This is a genomic window from Streptomyces sp. rh34 (assembly GCF_002551245.1).
Classification (GTDB): domain Bacteria; phylum Actinomycetota; class Actinomycetes; order Streptomycetales; family Streptomycetaceae; genus Streptomyces.
Genome location: NZ_NTGZ01000001.1, coordinates 97,670 through 115,423, shown reverse-complemented (window position 1 = coordinate 115,423; position 17,754 = coordinate 97,670). Strand labels below are relative to the sequence as shown.

The following is a 17,754-nucleotide window of genomic DNA, read 5'->3' as shown; positions in this document are numbered from 1 at the left end:
TAGTCTGTGCGGCATGCAGACCACCGGGAACCGCGAGGCGCTTTCGTGCGTCAGTCATCGCGGACTGCCGGATGTACTGCGGATGAGCCTTCCGCAGTGGCTTGTCCGACATTCGGGGGGACCGGATCTCAACTGCCGCTTCCAGGCGCTCTCGCCTGCCCGAGGAGTAGTCGTTCCATGAGCGAGCACCGTCGCAAAACGCCTCAGCCACAAGGCGGCGGGCGTGCCGCGGCCAGACGCGCCGCCCAGCAGTCGACCGGACGCCGAGCGGTCCCGTCACGCAGAGCCACGTCGGGTTCACCTTCCGAATCGTCGTCCGAGCCGTACGGCGAGGATCGTCCGTACGGCAGCCGCGCCGAGGCCCGCCGCGCGGCCCAGCGCGGCGGTGGCCGACGCCGCGGTGGCGGCGATGCCAACGGCCCGGGAGGCCGGGGGCGCGACCACGGCGACCCCGGCAAGAAGCGCTTCATCGACTACCCGCGTCACGGCAAATACGGGTTCCGCCGCTGGGTGCCCTCGTGGAAGCTGGTGTCGGCGCTCTGCGTGGGGTTCCTCGGGCTACTGATGGGCATCGGGGGTATCGCCTACGCGTTTGTGGTCCCACCGGACATCAACAAGGCGGCCAAGGCCCAGAACAACGTCTACTACTGGGCCGACGGCACACAGATGGTGGCGACCGGCGGTGACGCGAACCGTCAGATGCTCAAGTACGAGCAGATCCCGGTGGAGATGCGCAACGCCGTCATCTCGGCCGAGAACAAGAGCTTCGAAACGGACAAGGGCATCGACCCGGTGGGTATAGGCCGTGCGGTGTGGAACATGGCCACGGGCGGTGAAACCCAGGGCGGCTCGACCATCACGCAGCAGTACGTGAAGAACTCCATGCTCACTCAGGACCAGACACTCAAGCGGAAGTTCCAGGAACTCTTCATCACGCTCAAGGTCGCCGGTGAGGACAGCAAGGAAGAGGTGATGGCCGGCTACCTCAACGTCTCGTACTACGGGCGTGGGGCCTCGGGGCTCCAGGCGGCGGCCCGCACCTACTACAACAAGGACGCCGGCGACCTGGACGCGAGCGAGTGCGCCTTCCTGGCCACCCTGCTCAAGGGCGCGAGCTACTACGACCCCGCAGGCGCCACCGACATCGACAAGGACAACGCGACCAAGGAGAAGAACACCAAACGGGCCAAAGAGCGTTGGAAGTGGATCCTTGACGAGCAAGTCAAGGACGGGCGCATGACGGCGGAGGAACGCGCCAAGTTCACGAAGTTCCCCATGCCGCTGCCGAAGAAGAAGGACGCCAAGCTGGGCGGCCAGACCGGCTACCTGGTGGAGCTCGCCAAGAAGTACTTCCTCGCCAACAACGACCGCGACATCGACGCCAAGCAGCTCGAACTGGGCGGCTTCGAGATCCACACCACCTTCCAGAAGAAGAGGGTGGAGGAGCTCGAGGCAGCGGTGAACAAGGTCTACAAGGCCAAGATCCGGCCCGAGGAGCGCCCCAAGACGGACACGCACGTCGAGTTCGGCGGTGCGTCCGTGGACGCGAAGACCGGCGCCATCATCGCCACGTACGGCGGCCAGAACGCCACCACGCACTTCATGAACAACGCGGACGCCACCGGGGCCCAGGTCGGTTCGACGTGGAAGCCGTTCGTGCTGGCCGCGGCCATGCAGTACGGCGTGCGCGATCCTTCCGGCGGGAAGGAGCAGAGCAACTCCCAGCGCACCCAGGTCTCGCCGGAGAGCATCTACAACGGCGACAACAAGCTGGAGATCAGGGACTACACGGGCAAGACCTGGCTGAACGAGAACGACGAACCGTGGCGTCAGACCAACGACGGCGATCAGGACTACGGCGAGATCGACCTGCGGACGGCCATGGAAAAGTCCGCCAACTCCCCGTTCGTGCAGCTCGGCATGGACGTCGGAACGGACAAGGTCAAGGACGTCGCCGTCGCCTCCGGTCTGAAGGACGACGACTTCATGGCCGACGCGACCGTTCCCTCGTTCTCCATCGGCACCTCGTCGCCCAGCGCCATCCGCATGGCGGGCTCCTACGCCACCTTCGCCACGAGTGGCCAGCAGAACGACACGTACTCGGTGACCGAGGTGAAGCAGGAGGGCGTGACCGTCTTCAAGCACGAGAAGAGGCCCAAGCGCGCCTTCAGCCCGGTCATCGCCGACAACGTGACGGACGTGCTGAAGAACGTCGTGGAGAACGGAACGGGCAAGCCCGCCCGTCTGGCGGGCCGTGAGGCCGCGGGCAAGACCGGTACGACGGACGGCAACCGGTCCGCCTGGTTCGTCGGGTACACACCGCAGATCTCGACCGCCATCAGCATGTTCCGGTACGACGACGACGAGACGAACCAAGAGCGCGAGTTCTTGAAGATGTTCGGCACCGGTGGGGAGAAGAAGATCCACGGAGCCTCGTTCCCGGCCTCCATCTGGCACGACTACATGACCGGGGCGATGAAGGGCAAGAAGGTCATCTCCTTCCCGGAACCGAAGGACCTGGGCGATGTCGTGTGGGGCGGTGGCGCGGAGAGCCCCAGCCCGACGCCGAGTCCCACGCCTTCGCCGACGCCCTCCGAGGAGGAGGAGCCGCCGCCGTCCCCGAAGCCGAGCCAGACCACCCCCAGTCCGTCGCCGTCGCCGTCCAGGACCTGCGGCATCTGGGACCCGAACTGCCAGGAGGCCAACGGCGGGGCGAACGCCGGAGCGGACGGCGGGGGTGACAACTCCGGAGCGGACGCCGGGGGCGACAACTCGGGAGCCGACGCCGGGGGCGACAACTCGGGAGCCGACGCCGGCGGTGACAGCGGTGACCCCCAGGGAGGGAACGGCAACCCGAACGGTGGCAACACCATCTGGGGCAACGGCGGATAGCCGGACAACGGGCCGGGTCTCTCAGGGGCCGGCCCACCGCAGCGGCGAGGGCCGCCGTACCCACCCGGGTGCGGCGGCCCTCGCCGTGTTCCCGGCGGCGGCGTGCGGCATCCCGGTCCGTGTCCGTGTCCCCCGGGCGGCCCTTGCCCCGGGCACAGCCCCGTACGGCAGGATGTGCGGCATGCCAAGCCCCAGCGCAGAAGACACGAGCGTGCACCAGGAGCGGCCCGTCGTGCGGCCCACCGATCAGGACGAGGTCGCGGCGGCCGGCAGCGAGCTGTTCGGTGGCCGGGTGGGACGCTGGGCGCGGCTCGGCGACGGCCCGCTCACGCCCGTGCGTGTCGTCGCGCTGGTCATGATCGGGATGTTCGCCCTCGGCATGGTGCAGAAGATCCCCTGCTACGAATGGGCCTGGTTCCGCGGGGCCACCTCGCAGTACACGCACGCCTGTTACTCCGACATTCCGCACCTCTTCATGGGGCGCGGTTTCGCCGACGGTCTCGTACCGTACTTCGACCGGCTGAGCGGCGATATGCAGTACCTGGAGTACCCCGTACTGACCGGGGTGTTCATGCAGGTGGCGGCCTGGCTGACGCTGACTCCCGACAGCGACCCCATCCAGCAGCGTGAGCAGATGTACTGGATGGTCAACGCGGGCATGCTGATGATCTGCGCGGTGGTCATCGCCGTCTGCACCGTCCGCACGCACCGCCGCCGCCCCTGGGACGGGCTCCTGGTCGCGCTGGCCCCCGCGTTCGTCCTCACCGCGACCATCAACTGGGACCTCCTGGCCGTGGCCCTGACGGCTGCGGCGATGCTCATGTGGTCGCGGGGGCGGGTGCTCGCGTTCGGCATCCTCATCGGCCTGGCGACGGCCGCCAAGCTCTATCCCGTTCTGCTGCTCGGCCCGCTCCTGGTGCTCTGCTGGCGGGCGGGCAAGCGGCGCGAGTTCGGGACGGCCCTGCTGGGCGCGGGGGCGGCCTGGCTGGTGGTGAACCTGCCGGTGATGCTCTTCGCCCCCGAGGGGTGGCGGAAGTTCTACACCTTCAGCCAGGAGCGGCCCATCGACTTCGGCTCGTTCTGGCTGGTCATCACCCAGCGCACCGGCAAGCCCATCGACGTGGAGACGGTCAACACCGCGTCGGTCGTCCTCATGGTCGTGTTCTGCGCGGGCATCGCGGGCCTGGCGCTCTCCGCGGCCCGCCGGCCGCGCTTCGCCCAGCTGGCGTTCCTGGTGGTGGCCGCGTTCATCCTGACGAACAAGGTCTACTCACCGCAGTACGTGCTGTGGCTGATCCCGCTGGCCGTGCTGGCCCGGCCGCGCTGGCGCGACTTCCTCATCTGGCAGGCATGCGAGGTCATGTACTTCCTCGGGATCTGGTTCTACCTCGCCTACACCAGTGGCGGGGACAAGCACCAGGGGCTGCCGCAGGAGGGTTACCAGGTCGCGATCGTCCTGCACCTGCTGGGCACGCTGTACCTGTGCGCGCTGATCGTCCGGGACATTCTGCAGCCGGAGAAGGACCCGGTGCGCGGGGACGGGTCGGACGACCCGTCGGGCGGTGTCCTCGACGGGGCTCCGGACGCGTTCGTGCTGGCGCCCGAGGCCCGTTCGTCCGGGAACAGGGCCCCGACGGTCACGGGACCTCAGGTGGAGTGGGGCGCGGCGCCCACCCGGGACGGCTGACCCGGGGCCCGGCGCGGCCGTTCAGGGCCGCGCCCGGGCGGCTCAGCGGTCGACGAGCCGGTCGTACTGCGTGGTGGTGTGGCGCAGGTGGGCGACCAGCTCGTCACCGACCCGCGGCTCCTGGGCGTCCGAGGGCACGAACAGGATCGACACCTGCATGTGCGGCGGCTCGGCGAACCACCGCTGCTTGCCCGCCCAGACGAACGGCGACAGGTTGCGGTTGACCGTGGCCAGGCCCGCGCGGGCGACGCCCTTGGCCCGCGGCATCACGCCGTGCAGTGCCTTGGGCGCCTCCAGGCCGACCCCGTGGGACGTACCGCCGGCCACGACGACCAGCCAGCCGTCGGACGCGGCCTTCTGCTGGCGGTAGCCGAACCGGTCGCCCTTGACGACGGGGGTGACGTCCAGGACGGCCCCCCGGTACTCGGTGGCCTCGTGGTCGCCGAGCCAGAGCCGGGTGCCGATACGGGCGCGGAAGCGGGTCTGCGGGAACTGCTGCTGGAGCCGGGCCAGCTCCTCGGCGCGCAGATGGCTGACGAACATGGTGTGCAGCGGCAGCCGGGCCGCGCGCAGCCGGTCCATCCAGCCGATGACCTCCTCGACGGCGTCGGAGCCGTCGGTGCGGTCCAGCGGCAGGTGCAGGGCGAAGCCTTCGAGCCGTACGTCCTCGATCGCCGCGTGCAGCTGGCCGAGCTCCTCCTCCTTGACGCCGTGGCGCTTCATCGAGCTCATGCACTCGATGACGACCCGGGCGCCCACCAGGGCGTGCACCCCGTCGACGGAGGAGACGGACCGGATGACGCGGTCCGGAAGCGGTACGGGTTCCTCACCACGCCGGAACGGGGTCAGGACGAGCAGGTCGCCGCTGAACCAGTCCTTGATCCGGGCCGCCTCGTAGGTCGTCCCGACGGCGAGGGTGTCGGATCCGAAGCGGATCGTCTCGTCGGCGAGGCGCTCGTGGCCGAAGCCGTAGCCATTGCCCTTGCAGACGGGTACGAGACCGGGGAACTGGTCGATCACGGACTTCTGGTGCGCCCGCCAGCGCGCGGTGTCGACGTAGAGGGAGAGCGCCATGGCCGGCCCGGAACCTTTCTGGTGGCTGCGGTGAATCAGGAGCGAACGGTGTGTGCCGAGGTGTGTGCGGCCCAGATGGGGGGGTGAAGCGGATCAGCGACGCGACATGTAGATGTCGAGCGCCTTGTGGAGCAGCTTGTTGAGCGGGAAGTCCCACTCGCCGACGTACTCGACGGCCTCGCCGCCGGTGCCGACCTTGAACTGGATCAGGCCGAAGAGATGGTCGGTCTCGTCCAGCGAGTCGCTGATCCCGCGCAGGTCGTAGACGGTCGCGCCCATCGCGTAGCTGTCGCGCAGCATGCGCCACTGCATCGCGTTCGACGGCCGGACCTCGCGCCCGATGTTGTCGGAGGCGCCGTAGGAGTACCAGACGTGTCCGCCGACGACGAGCATCGTGGCCGCGGAGAGGTTCACGCCGTTGTGCCGGGCGAAGTAGAGCCGCATCCGGTTGGGGTCCTCGGAGTTGAGGACGGTCCACATGCGCTGGAAGTACGAGAGCGGGCGCGGCCGGAAGTGGTCGCGCACGGCGGTGATCTCGTAGAGACGCTGCCACTCGGCCAGGTCCTCGTAGCCGCCCTGGACGACCTCGACGCCGGCCTTGTCGGCCTTCTTGATGTTGCGGCGCCACAGCTGGTTGAAGCCCTTGAGGACGTCTTCGAGCGAGCGGTTGGCCAGCGGCACCTGGAAGACGTAGCGGGGCTGTACGTCACCGAACCCGGCGCCGCCGTCCTCGCCCTGCTGCCACCCCATCTTCCGCAGCCTGTCCGAGACCTCGAAGGCGCGCGGCTCGATGTGCGTGGCCTCGACGTCGCGCAGGCGCTTCACGTCCGGGTCCTGGATGCCGGACTTGATGGCGGCCGAGTCCCAGCGGCGGATGACCACCGGCGGGCCCATCTTCACGGAGAAGGCGCCCTGCTGCTTGAGGTGCGCGAGCATCGGCTGGAGCCAGTCGTCCAGGTTCGGCGCGTACCAGTTGATGACCGGGCCCTCGGGGAGGTACGCGAGGTAGCGCTTGATCTTGGGCAGCTGGCGGTACAGGACGAGGCCGGCACCGACGATCTCGCCGTTCTTGTCGAACCAGCCCAGGTTCTCCGAGCGCCATTCGGTCTTCACGTCAGCCCACGCCGGGACCTGGCAGTGACTGGCCGAGGGCAGGCTCTGGATGTACGCCAGATGCTGCTCTCGGCTGATGGTCCTCAGGGTCAGGCTCATGCGGGGCGCTCCTCGGCAGGTGTGTCCCCATCGGTCAGGGGCTCCGGCTCTCGCGCCGAAGCCTACTGTGACCGAGGGGTACCCGGCCTGGTCCCGGGGGCCAGGAACGCACGACGGACCGGCGCGGACGCCCGGGCACCCGCGCCGGGCGTCCTTCGGCCGACGCTCCGGTCAGGTGATCACGCCGCCGAAGAGACCGCCGTGGGCCATGCCGAGGTAGAAGCCGACCGCGGAGGCCCCGATGCCCATGATCAGGCCGAACCGCTCCCAGGTGGTCTTCGAGATGTACTGGCCGTAGGCGCCGGTCAGAATTCCGACGAGCCCCGCCCAGGAGCTGATCAGGTGCAGATGGTGGAACATCGCCGTGACGAACGCGAGGATGCCGAGCACCCCGGTCACCACCATCAGGACGTCCTGGACGGGATGCGGTCTGCCGTCCGTCGCGAACAGTGAACCGGTGGCGCGGCGGCCGGCCGGGGACCGGGAGCCGGCGGGTCGGATGGTCTGTGCCATGGAGTACCTCCTGGCCGGACGGATGGGCGGTGGATCCAGCGCCCCGCGCACCGCGGCGGGTGTCGCGCCTCTCACACCGCATCTGTCTCGATTGTGCCCTCTGAGCTCCTGATTTCAACCGGAAGCCGGTCTACGGGTAGTCTGTACGGTCTGCACCGGTGTCTGCCCAGGCCAGCACGGCGAGCCTCCCCCCGAACCCCGTCTCCGGGACCGTTCGGGAGCGGATTGTCCGTGCTGGGTGTTCTCCTCGGGAACGCCGTTGCAACACGCATCACGACCCTCCTGCCACGGAACGACCGTGGCCGCTGAGTCCAAAGGAGGTGGGTTCCACATGCGTCACTACGAGGTGATGGTCATCCTCGACCCCGATCTCGAGGAGCGAGCAGTCTCCCCGCTGATCGAGAACTTCCTCTCCGTCGTCCGTGAGGGCGACGGAAAGGTGGAGAAGGTCGACACCTGGGGCCGTCGTCGGCTCGCCTACGAGATCAAGAAGAAGCCCGAGGGCATCTACTCGGTCATCGACCTGCAGGCCGAGCCTGCGGTCGTCAAGGAGCTCGACCGCCAGATGAACCTGAACGAGTCGGTCCTCCGGACCAAGGTCCTCCGTCCCGAGATCCACTGAGCATCTAGCTCAGCGGTTTTCGGGTCCGAGTAGCAGCAAGCAGCCAGAAGCAATCCCCGCCGAGAGGTTCACCCATGGCAGGCGAGACCGTCATCACGGTCGTCGGCAATCTCGTCGACGACCCCGAGCTGCGCTTCACCCCGTCCGGTGCGGCGGTCGCGAAGTTCCGTGTCGCGTCCACTCCCCGCATCTTCGACCGGCAGACCAATGAGTGGAAGGACGGCGAAGGCCTGTTCCTCACCTGCTCGGTCTGGCGTCAGGCGGCGGAGAACGTCGCGGAGTCGCTTCAGCGAGGCATGCGCGTCGTCGTGCAGGGCCGGCTGAAGCAGCGGTCCTACGAGGACCGTGAGGGCGTCAAGCGCACGGTCTACGAGCTGGACGTCGAGGAAGTCGGCCCCAGCCTCAAGAACGCCACGGCCAAGGTCACCAAGACCACCGGTCGCGGTGGTCAGGGCGGCCAGGGTGGATACGGCGGCGGCCAGCAGGGCGGCGGCACCTGGGGCGGCGGTCCCGGTGGCGGTGGCCAGCAGGGCGGCGGCGGTGCACCCGCCGACGACCCGTGGGCGTCCGGCGCGCCGGCAGGCGGTCAGGGCGGCGGGGGACAGCAGGGCGGCGGAGGCGGCTGGGGCGGAAGCTCCGGCGGTTCCGGCGGCTCCGGCGGTGCCTCTGGCGGCGGCTACTCGGACGAGCCTCCCTTCTAGGGCTGCTCGTACCCCCACTTCTTGATCACACAGGAGAAACACCATGGCGAAGCCGCCTGTGCGCAAGCCTAAGAAGAAGGTCTGCGCGTTCTGCAAGGACAAGACCCAGTACGTGGACTACAAGGACACGAACATGCTGCGGAAGTTCATTTCCGACCGCGGCAAGATCCGTGCCCGCCGCGTCACCGGCAACTGCACGCAGCACCAGCGTGACGTCGCCACGGCTGTCAAGAACAGCCGTGAGATGGCGCTGCTGCCCTACACGTCCACCGCGCGATAAGGGAAGGGTGACAAGAGCATGAAGATCATCCTCACCCACGAGGTCTCTGGCCTCGGCACCGCCGGCGACGTCGTCGACGTCAAGGACGGGTACGCCCGTAACTACCTGGTTCCGCGTGGCTTCGCCATTCGCTGGACCAAGGGCGGCGAGAAGGACGTGGCGCAGATCCGCCGCGCCCGCAAGATCCACGAGATCGCGACGATCGAGCAGGCCAACGAGATCAAGGCCAAGCTCGAGGGCGTGAAGGTCCGTCTGGCTGTTCGCTCCGGCGACGCCGGCCGTCTCTTCGGCTCCGTGACCCCGGCCGACGTCGCTGCGGCGATCAAGGCTGCCGGCGGTCCCGACGTCGACAAGCGTCGCGTCGAGCTCGGCTCGCCGATCAAGACGCTCGGCGGACACCAGGTGTCCGTCCGTCTGCACCCCGAGGTCGCAGCGAAGCTCGGCGTCGAGGTCGTTGCTGCCTGAGGCAGAGCTCAGCTGAGTCAGTGAAGGGCCGCACCCGTTGGGTGCGGCCCTTTCTGTCGTGGTGACGCGCGGTGTTTCACGTGAAACGGGCGGTCTGTTTCACGTGAAACAGACCGCGATCCATGCGGATCAGCGTGTGGCTCCGGTGACGATCCACCGGCCCGACCGGGCACGCAGCCAGAGCGTGACGAGGCGGACGGCCATCATCAGCGTCATCGCCCACCAGAGCGCGGTGAGCCCGCCGCCGAGGGAGGGCACCAGGAGTGCGACGGGCGCGAAGACGGCGAGCGTCACCAGCATCGCCCAGGCGAGATAGCGTCCGTCGCCGGCTCCCATGAGGACCCCGTCCAGGACGAAGACCACGCCGGCGATCGGCTGGGATACCGCCACGACCAGGAGCGCGGGGAGCAGGGTGTCCTTCACCGAGGGGTCGCTGGTGAAGAGCGGGATGAACAGAGGCCGGGCGAGCACGATCAGGACGCCCAGCACGATGCCGCAACCGATACCCCACTCGACCATGCGGCGGCAGGCCTCGCGCGCGCCCTTCTCGTCGTTCGCCCCCAGATAGCGGCCGATGATCGCCTGCCCGGCGATGGCGATGGCGTCGAGCGCGAAGGCGGTCAGACTCCAGAGGGAGAGAATGATCTGGTGCGCGGCGATGTCGACGTCCCCGAGCCGGGCGGCGACGGCGGTGGCGATCATCAGGACGGCCCGGAGGGACAAGGTCCGGATCAGCAGAGGTACGCCGGCGCGTGCGCTGGCCCTGATGCCGGCCGCGTCCGGGCGCAGGGAGGCGCCGTGCCTCCGGGCTCCGCGGATCACTACGACGAGATAGGCGACGGCCATACCGGCCTGGGCGATCACCGTTCCCCACGCGGATCCGGCGATGCCGAGCCCGGCACCGTAGACGAGGGTCATGTTGAGGGCGGCGTTCACCGTGAAACCGCCGATGGCGACGTACAGCGGGGTGCGGGTGTCCTGGAGGCCGCGCAGCACACCGGTGGCGGCGAGCACGACGAGCATGGCCGGGATGCCGAGGATGGAGATCCTCAGGTAGGTGATGGCGTACGGAGCCGCGGTGTCGGACGCGCCGAAGATGTCGACGAGCCAGGGGGCCGTCGGGACCGCGAGCGCGACGACGGCTGCTCCGAGCAGCAGGGCGAGCCAGATGCCGTCCATGCCCTGGCGGATGGCGGCGGGGAGATCGCCCGCCCCCACGCGGCGGGCGACGGCGGCCGTGGTCGCGTAGGCGAGGAAGACGAAGATGCTCACGGCCGTCATCAGGAGGGCTGCGGCGATGCCGAGGCCGGCCAGTTGCGGGGTGCCGAGGTGGCCGACGACGGCGCTGTCGACCATCACGAACAGGGGCTCGGCGACGAGTGCCCCGAACGCCGGGACGGCGAGGGCGATGATCTCGCGGTCGTGCCGTCGGCGGCCGTTCTTCGGAGTCGCGGGGGCCTTGGTCATGGGGGTCAATCTAATCTTCCACAGGTAAGAGATGCAATTGCTCTGCGGCCCTTACTTTCGCCCCCGTGCGGCGTTCCTTCCCGCGCCGTTTGCAGTGATCTTGAAACGAAGGTGAAAGTTTTTCTCCCCCACAGTCAGTGGATGGAGAACGTGCAGGTCAGGGTGGTCACGCCGCTGTCGCTATGAGTTTGTCCACAGTGCTGTCCCCCGGTCCGTGCACAGGTTCGGGAGGGTTCTCCACAGCATCTGGTCCGTCGTCCACATGCCCTGTGGATAACCAGATTGGCTGACGGTGCGGAGGGGCCTACCGTGGTGCGGCGCCCGCACTCCGTTCCGGCACCGGAATCCACCGAACCAGATGCGCCGGAAGTGGAGTCGGGCGACCTGTTTGTCGGTGCCGTGCCGTAAGAAAGAGTGGCACGGCTAGGTCCGCGATGCGGACGGGAGGAGGCGGCCCGGTGAGCATTCCCGAGCCTTTGGACGACCCCTGGACCGAGACCGGTCCCGGGGACCGTCTGCCCGTCTCCCGCCAGCGTCGCGGAGACCGCAAGGGGCGTGAGGACCGCCATGACCGCGGCTCGGACGAGGCATGGGAAGGCGGCTCCCCCGGGTTCGAGCGGGTGCCGCCCCAGGATCTCGACGCCGAGCAGTCGGTCCTCGGCGGCATGCTGCTGTCCAAGGACGCCATCGCGGACGTCGTGGAGATCATCAAGGGGCACGACTTCTACCGCCCCGCCCACGAGACCGTCTACACGGCGATCCTCGACCTCTACGCCAAGGGCGAGCCGGCCGACCCGATCACGGTCGCCGCCGAGCTGGTCAAGCGTGGAGAGATCACCAAGGTCGGCGGAGCACCGTATCTGCACACCCTGGTGCAGTCCGTGCCCACCGCGGCCAACGCCTCGTACTACGCGGAGATCGTCCACGAGCGGGCGGTGCTCCGGCGGCTCGTCGAGGCGGGCACGAAGATCACGCAGATGGGATACGCGGCGGACGGGGACGTCGACGAGATCGTCAACTCCGCGCAGGCCGAGATCTACGCGGTCACCGAGCAGCGCACCAGTGAGGACTATCTCCCCCTCGGCGACATCATGGAGGGCGCGCTCGACGAGATCGAGGCCATCGGGTCGCGGAGCGGCGAGATGACCGGTGTGCCGACGGGCTTCACGGACCTCGACGCCCTGACGAACGGCATGCACCCCGGCCAGATGATCGTCATCGCGGCCCGCCCCGCCATGGGCAAGTCCACGCTGGCGCTGGACTTCGCCCGCGCCGCGTCGATCAAGAACAACCTGCCCAGCGTCATCTTCTCCCTCGAAATGGGGCGGAACGAGATCGCGATGCGTCTGCTGTCGGCCGAGGCACGGGTGGCCCTGCACCACATGCGGTCCGGCACGATGACGGACGAGGACTGGACGCGGCTCGCACGCCGGATGCCCGAGGTCTCGGCCGCTCCGCTCTACATCGACGACTCCCCCAACCTGTCGATGATGGAGATCCGCGCGAAGTGCCGCCGGCTCAAGCAGCGCAACGACATCAAGCTCGTGATCATCGACTATCTGCAGCTGATGCAGGCCGGTGGATCGAAGCGGTCCGAGAGCCGTCAGCAGGAGGTCTCGGACATGTCCCGAAACCTCAAGCTGCTGGCCAAGGAGCTGGAAGTCCCGGTGATCGCGCTCTCGCAGCTGAACCGTGGTCCCGAGCAGCGCACGGACAAGAAGCCGATGGTGTCCGACCTGCGTGAGTCCGGTTCCATCGAGCAGGACGCCGACATGGTCATCCTGCTCCACCGCGAGGACGCGTACGAGAAGGAGTCACCGCGCGCGGGCGAGGCCGACATCATCGTCGGCAAGCACCGAAACGGCCCGACGGCCACCATCACCGTGGCGTTCCAGGGCCACTACTCCCGCTTCGTGGACATGGCCCAGACCTGACGGATGCCCGGTGGCAGGGCATCCGTCGGACGCGTTCGGGGCTCTCAGCCGTTCGCCAGGGTGCGGGCGAGGAGGGGGAGCAGGCGGTCCCAGTGGTGCCGCAGCGCGGCCGGGTCGAAGGCGTCGGTGTCGGCCATGGTGAAGCCGTGGACCGTGCCGGGGTAGATCTCGGAGGTGTAGCCGACGCCCGCGGCGTCCAGGGACCGGTTGAGTTCACCGAGTGCCTCGGGCGTGATGTCCGTCGCCGCGTGGCCGAAGTGGATCTCGGGGGTGAGGCGGCGCAGGCTGTCGGGCCCGTCGACGGCGACGGGGGCGTGAAACGCGGCGAGTGCGGCCACCTGCCCCGGGTGGGCGGCAGCGGTGCGTGTCGCCAGGAGGCCGCCGATGCAGTAGCCGGTCACCGCGACCGGTCCGGTGCTCACCTCGGGCTGGGCCGTGAGGAACCTGAGGTAGGAGTCGGCGTCCCGCAGGACGCGTTCGGCCGTGTGCGCCTCGATCAAGGGCATCAGCCGGCCGACGAGCGCGGCCCGGTCCTCTTCTCCGATGTGCTCGGGAAGGTCGATGAGCGGGGTCGGCCCGTTCCTGTAGAAGAAGTTGGGGACGAGCACGTAGTACCCGTGCCCGGCCAGTTCGCGGGCCATCTCCCGCAGTACGGGCCGGATGCCGAAGGCGTCCGCGTACATCAGCACCCCTGGATGCCGCTCGCCGTCTTCGGGGAAGGCGGCGAAGGCGTCCGCCGAGCCGTCCGTCGTGGGGATCTGCAGGCTCTTGGTGGTAATGGTGGGTCTTCCTCGCTGTGGGAGTTCGCCGGGTCGGCGTTGGTGGCACCCACGCTTTCAGCGCGGGCGGACGCGCGCAAGTGGTCTGTGCCGCAGTGCGCGCTGTCGTGCCCGCCTCGCAGGAGACGTACGGGCACACCGTCCACGGGGACCGTTCCCGGGGCGTTCGCCGGGGCCGTCAGGGGGTTCCTCCGCTCGTTGTGAGCGTGCCGGGCGGAAGCGCTAGGCGGCGGGGATGATCCGGGTGACGACCGCCTGGACCAGGTGGTCGAGGCCGTCGTCACCGAGCATGTCCGGGAGCGTGAAGTGCTCCAGGAGCACTCCGGTCATGGCCAGGTAGAGGACGAGAAAGGCGTCGGGGTCGCCCGGAAGGCCCCGGTCGCGGTGGAAGGAGAGGCTCTCGTCGAAGCCGGCGCGCACGGTTCGGGTCAGCTGGGTGCGCAGGTCAGGCCGGCGGGTCGCCTCCAGGCGGAGTTCCAGCATGGCCAGGTAGCCGGTCCGGTCGTCGGTCATCCGCCGGATCAGCCAGTGCATCAGCTCGGCGACCAGCTCCCGGGAGGGGGCGGAAAGCATGATCTGTTCGACCTGGGCCGGATCCGGTGTCATCCGGCTGCTGATGCGGGCGCCGGTCTGCATCAGGAGGTCGTCGCGGCTGCTGAAGTAGTTCGACGCGGTGCCCACCGGTACGCCGGCCCGGGCGTCCACGGCGCGGAAGGTGAGCCCGCGGGCGCCTTCGTGCGCGAGGACGTCGACCGCCGCGTCCGTGAGCATGACCCTGCGTTCGGGGTTCTTCGCCATCAACGTTCTTCCTGCCCGTCCGGCCTCGGAAAGCGGCTTGCGTAACCACTACATGTGAAGCACTATACGTGACGTGGTTGGGGTGCGGCGCCGAGCAGTCATGGGGGTCGCACCACCGGGCCGTCCGGCCCGTACCCATCGACGGAACGGGGACTCATGCGCAAGCTCACCTACTTCATCGCCTGCTCGATCGACGGCTTCATCGGGGATTCCCGTGGCGACGCCTCGGCGATGATGGCCTTCGTCAGCGAGGAGTTCCTCGGTTTCCTGAAGTCGGAGTACCCGGAGACCATCTCGTGCGAGGGCCGCGACATCCTCGGCTTCCACGACGCCGAGAACCAGCGCTTCGACACCGTGGTCCAGGGGCGGCGGAGTTATCAGCTGGCGTTGGACGCGGACATCACCAGCCCGTACGGCCACCTTCGGGAGATCGTCGCCTCCCGGACGCTCACGGAGGCCCCGCACCCGAATGTCGAGCTGATCGCGGAGGACCCGGTTGCGCGGATCAGGGAGCTCAAGGCCGAGGACAGCGAGCTGGACATCTGGCTCTGCGGCGGATCCCAGCTGGCGGGGGAGCTGCTCGACGAGATCGACGAGCTCGTGATCAAGACCTACCCGGTGGTGTACGGGGTCGGCATGCCGATGTTCGGGTCCGGTTCCGGGGTCACCGAGTTCACCCTTGAGGGAGTGCGGACCTTCGAGAACGGCGCACTGGTCCGCACGTACGGCCGCAAGCGCTGAGCCGCGGAAAAGGGTTCGTCACGCGGCGTCCCGTCGGGTAGGGGTTGGACCATGACTTCTATCGGCGAAGACCTGCTTCCCCCGACCCGACGCGCCCTGTTGCACCGCATCGCTGTCGCACAGCGGGACGGCCGCGCACCGTCCCTCGTGGCCGCGGTGCGCAGGGAGGGGCGTACGGCCTGGAGCGGGGCGCGCACGTGCGTCGAGGGGCATGCTCCCGACACCGATACGCAGTACCGGATCGGTTCGATCACCAAGACGTTCACAGCCGTTCTGGTTCTGAGGCTGCGGGACGAGGGCCTGATCGACCTGGACGATCCTCTGGAGAAGCACCTCCCCGGCACGGGGGCGGGCGGGGCGACCGTCTTCCAGCTGCTGGGCCACAGTGCGGGGCTGGGCGCCGAAGCGCCCGCCCCCTGGTGGGAGCGGACGCCGGGCAGCCTGCGGCCCGAGATCGCCGACGTGCTGGGCGACCGGCCGCAGAGGCACCCGGCCGGTCATCGCCATCACTACTCCAACCCCGGTTACACCCTGCTCGGTTCGCTGGTGGAGGCGGTACGCGGGGTCTCCTGGGAGGAGGCGCTGCGTCGCGAGATCCTGGAGCCGCTGGGCATGCACCGCACGACCAGCGGGCCCGTGGCGCCGCACGCGGGCGGCTGGGCCGTCCACCCCTGGGCCGACGTCATGCTGAGCGAACCCGCCGAGGACCTCGGGATCATGGCGCCCGCCGGTCAGCTCTGGTCCACCGCGGCGGACCTGCTGCGGTTCGCCGCCTTCCTGACCGAGGGCGACGACCGGGTCCTGTCGGCCTCCTCCGTGCGGGAGATGCGGACGCCCGCCGCACCGGCCGAGACGGGCGGCAGTGGTTACGGGCTCGGGCTCCAGATCGTCGGAGGCGAAGAACGCGTGCTCTTCGGGCATTCGGGATCGCTTCCCGGATTCGTCGCCGGCCTCTGGGTCAGTGAGGAGGACGACGTGGCCGCGGTCGTTCTCGCCAATGTCACCTCGGGGCTGCCCGCCGCGATGGTGGCCGCCGAACTCCTGGGGATCGTGGCCGAGGCCGAGCCGCGGATCCCGGCGCCCTGGCGTCCGCTGCCCGAGGTGGACGACGAGCTGCTCGCGTTGACCGGGATCTGGCACTGGGGCACCCACCCGGTCACGCTGAGGCTCACCGAGGACCGGGGCCTGCAACTCACGCCGCTGGGAGGCAAGGGACGCGGAGCGGCCTTCACATACGGCCCGGACGGCACGTGGACGGGCCGGAACGACTACTACGCGGGGGAGACCCTGCGCGTCGTACGCAAGGACGATGGCTCGGTGGACCACCTCGACCTCGGCTCGTTCGTCTTCACCCGGGAGCCGTACGAGGTGGGTGCGGCCGTGCCCGGCGGTGTGGACGCGGAGGGGTGGCGCGGGCTCGGCGGCTGATCCTCCGGCCGGTAGTGGGTGGGTGTTTCACGTGAAACACCCACCCGTCCGCGCTTTTCAGAGCGCCAGCTTGAAGCCCACATGGCTGGCGGTGAAGCCGAGCCGCTCGTAGAAACGGTGCGCGTCCTCGCGGGTGACATCCGAGGTCAGCTGCACCAACTGGCAGTTCTGGCGGCGGGATTCGTCTACCGCCCACTGGATGAGCTGGGTGCCGAGGCCGCTGCCGCGTTCGTCGCCATGGATGCGGACGCCCTCGATGATCGAGCGGGTCGCGCCGCGGCGGGAGAGCCCCGGGACGATGGTCAGCTGCAGTGTGCCGACGACTTGGTCCTCGCGCACGGCGACGACCACGTGCTGGTTCGGGTCGTCGGCCAGCCGCTGCCACGCCTCCCGGTAGGGGGCGAGGTCGTCCGGGGACTCGCGCTGTGCCCCCAGAGGGTCGTCGGCGAGCATCGCGACCACCGCGGGCAGGTCGTCCGGGACGGCGGGTCGTATGGCGAGATCACTCATGATCGGCATCCTAGGACGGCCTCAGGGGATGCCTCGCCGATCCGGGTCCGTCAGGCCGGTCCGTCAGGCCGGGACCTTCAGCTCTTCGACAGCTCTGACCAGAGGAGCGAGCTCCGGGTTCTCCGCCGCCTCGTCCAGGGCCGCCCGCAGGGCGTTGTCGTTCGTCGGCCGGGCGGCTTCCAGCAGCGTGAGCCCGGCCTCGGTGACGTCGGTGTAGATGCCCCGGCGGTCGGTGTCGCACAGGTACCGGGTCAGCAGCCCGCGGTCCTCCAGCCGGGTGACGAGCCGGGTGGTGGCGCTCTGACTGAGGACGACGGCGTCGGCGACCTGCTTCATCTGAAGATGTCCGCCGGTGCCGTTGTGCTGTCGGCTCAACACGTCGAGCAGGGAGTACTCGCGTGCGCTGAGTCCGTGGCCGGCCTGGAGCGCCCGTTCGATCCGGGCCTCGATCTTCCCGTGGAGCAGCGAGAGCGCGCACCAGCTCTGGGCGATGGCGGTCAGGGCGGGGTCGGTCGCTGTCATGTCTCTCTCCTCCGTAACGGGAGCTGCGTGACTCCAGGATAGGGGACGTCTGCAATAGCCCGCGCTTGCAATTAGCCAGCGTCTGCAATTATTGTGGACGCTCGTAAGGCGCAGACGCAATCCTAGGAA

17 protein-coding genes are annotated in these 17,754 nt (G+C 68.9%); 9 read left to right on the top strand and 8 right to left on the bottom strand.

Annotated elements, in window-relative coordinates; genetic code table 11:
- Positions 1 to 177: 177 nt before the first annotated feature.
- Positions 178 to 2,892: a transglycosylase domain-containing protein gene (locus tag CR470_RS00530; protein WP_257138295.1), complete on the top strand. Its 2,715-nt coding sequence runs from the start codon at positions 178 to 180 to the stop codon at positions 2,890 to 2,892.
- Between the two features lie 172 nt (positions 2,893 to 3,064).
- The gene (locus tag CR470_RS00525; RefSeq protein WP_179892072.1) at positions 3,065 to 4,579 is read left to right on the top strand and encodes a glycosyltransferase family 87 protein; all 1,515 of its coding nucleotides are present in this window, start codon (positions 3,065 to 3,067) and stop codon (positions 4,577 to 4,579) included.
- Positions 4,580 to 4,621: 42 nt separating this feature from the next.
- On the opposite strand, the gene CR470_RS00520 is transcribed toward CR470_RS00525, so the two are convergent.
- From CR470_RS00520 to CR470_RS00510, 3 genes are all read right to left on the bottom strand, one after another.
- On the bottom strand, positions 4,622 to 5,653 hold the full coding sequence (locus CR470_RS00520) for an alanine racemase (protein ID WP_003967862.1): 1,032 nt from the start codon (positions 5,651 to 5,653) through the stop codon (positions 4,622 to 4,624).
- Positions 5,654 to 5,746: 93 nt separating this feature from the next.
- Positions 5,747 to 6,865 carry a lipid II:glycine glycyltransferase FemX gene (locus tag CR470_RS00515; protein WP_097865582.1) on the bottom strand — a complete coding sequence of 373 codons (1,119 nt, stop codon included), beginning with the start codon at positions 6,863 to 6,865 and terminating at the stop codon, positions 5,747 to 5,749.
- Between the two features lie 171 nt (positions 6,866 to 7,036).
- Positions 7,037 to 7,378: a hypothetical protein gene (locus CR470_RS00510; protein ID WP_097865581.1), complete on the bottom strand. Its 342-nt coding sequence runs from the start codon at positions 7,376 to 7,378 to the stop codon at positions 7,037 to 7,039.
- A gap of 331 nt (positions 7,379 to 7,709) precedes the next feature.
- Here CR470_RS00510 and rpsF point away from each other — a divergent pair, with 331 nt between their 5' ends.
- The 4 genes from rpsF to rplI all read left to right on the top strand — a co-directional run bounded on the left by rpsF (position 7,710) and on the right by rplI (position 9,446).
- Entirely contained in the window at positions 7,710 to 8,000 is a 291-nt protein-coding gene (gene rpsF, locus CR470_RS00505; protein ID WP_018957345.1) for a 30S ribosomal protein S6, read from the top strand.
- Positions 8,001 to 8,074: 74 nt separating this feature from the next.
- Complete coding sequence (locus tag CR470_RS00500) at positions 8,075 to 8,701, top strand: single-stranded DNA-binding protein (protein ID WP_097865580.1); 627 nt, start codon at positions 8,075 to 8,077, stop codon at positions 8,699 to 8,701.
- A 43-nt stretch (positions 8,702 to 8,744) separates the two neighbouring features.
- The gene (gene rpsR / locus CR470_RS00495) at positions 8,745 to 8,981 is read left to right on the top strand and encodes a 30S ribosomal protein S18 (protein ID WP_003967857.1); all 237 of its coding nucleotides are present in this window, start codon (positions 8,745 to 8,747) and stop codon (positions 8,979 to 8,981) included.
- Positions 8,982 to 8,999: 18 nt separating this feature from the next.
- Positions 9,000 to 9,446, top strand: a complete 447-nt coding sequence (gene rplI / locus CR470_RS00490) for a 50S ribosomal protein L9 (protein ID WP_003967856.1) — start codon at positions 9,000 to 9,002, stop codon at positions 9,444 to 9,446.
- A gap of 129 nt (positions 9,447 to 9,575) precedes the next feature.
- On the opposite strand, the gene CR470_RS00485 is transcribed toward rplI, so the two are convergent.
- Positions 9,576 to 10,913, bottom strand: a complete 1,338-nt coding sequence (locus CR470_RS00485) for an MATE family efflux transporter (RefSeq protein WP_097865579.1) — start codon at positions 10,911 to 10,913, stop codon at positions 9,576 to 9,578.
- Between the two features lie 458 nt (positions 10,914 to 11,371).
- Here CR470_RS00485 and dnaB point away from each other — a divergent pair, with 458 nt between their 5' ends.
- Positions 11,372 to 12,847, top strand: a complete 1,476-nt coding sequence (dnaB, locus tag CR470_RS00480; protein ID WP_026290418.1) for a replicative DNA helicase — start codon at positions 11,372 to 11,374, stop codon at positions 12,845 to 12,847.
- A gap of 44 nt (positions 12,848 to 12,891) precedes the next feature.
- Here dnaB and CR470_RS00475 read toward each other — a convergent pair whose 3' ends face one another.
- Together CR470_RS00475 and CR470_RS00470 are read right to left on the bottom strand one after the other, a co-directional pair.
- Complete coding sequence (locus CR470_RS00475; RefSeq protein WP_373561375.1) at positions 12,892 to 13,611, bottom strand: dienelactone hydrolase family protein; 720 nt, start codon at positions 13,609 to 13,611, stop codon at positions 12,892 to 12,894.
- A 237-nt stretch (positions 13,612 to 13,848) separates the two neighbouring features.
- Positions 13,849 to 14,424 (bottom strand): TetR/AcrR family transcriptional regulator, encoded by a 576-nt coding sequence (locus CR470_RS00470; protein ID WP_097865577.1) that lies wholly within the window; start codon positions 14,422 to 14,424, stop codon positions 13,849 to 13,851.
- 156 nt (positions 14,425 to 14,580) lie between these two features.
- Here CR470_RS00470 and CR470_RS00465 point away from each other — a divergent pair, with 156 nt between their 5' ends.
- Together CR470_RS00465 and CR470_RS00460 are read left to right on the top strand one after the other, a co-directional pair.
- Complete coding sequence (locus CR470_RS00465) at positions 14,581 to 15,165, top strand: dihydrofolate reductase family protein (RefSeq protein WP_097865576.1); 585 nt, start codon at positions 14,581 to 14,583, stop codon at positions 15,163 to 15,165.
- A 51-nt stretch (positions 15,166 to 15,216) separates the two neighbouring features.
- Positions 15,217 to 16,593, top strand: a complete 1,377-nt coding sequence (locus CR470_RS00460; protein WP_097865575.1) for a serine hydrolase domain-containing protein — start codon at positions 15,217 to 15,219, stop codon at positions 16,591 to 16,593.
- A 57-nt stretch (positions 16,594 to 16,650) separates the two neighbouring features.
- On the opposite strand, the gene CR470_RS00455 is transcribed toward CR470_RS00460, so the two are convergent.
- Together CR470_RS00455 and CR470_RS00450 are read right to left on the bottom strand one after the other, a co-directional pair.
- Entirely contained in the window at positions 16,651 to 17,103 is a 453-nt protein-coding gene (locus CR470_RS00455; RefSeq protein ID WP_097865634.1) for a GNAT family N-acetyltransferase, read from the bottom strand.
- Between the two features lie 63 nt (positions 17,104 to 17,166).
- Positions 17,167 to 17,625 carry a MarR family winged helix-turn-helix transcriptional regulator gene (locus tag CR470_RS00450; RefSeq protein ID WP_097865574.1) on the bottom strand — a complete coding sequence of 153 codons (459 nt, stop codon included), beginning with the start codon at positions 17,623 to 17,625 and terminating at the stop codon, positions 17,167 to 17,169.
- Between the last annotated feature and the right edge of the window lie 129 nt (positions 17,626 to 17,754).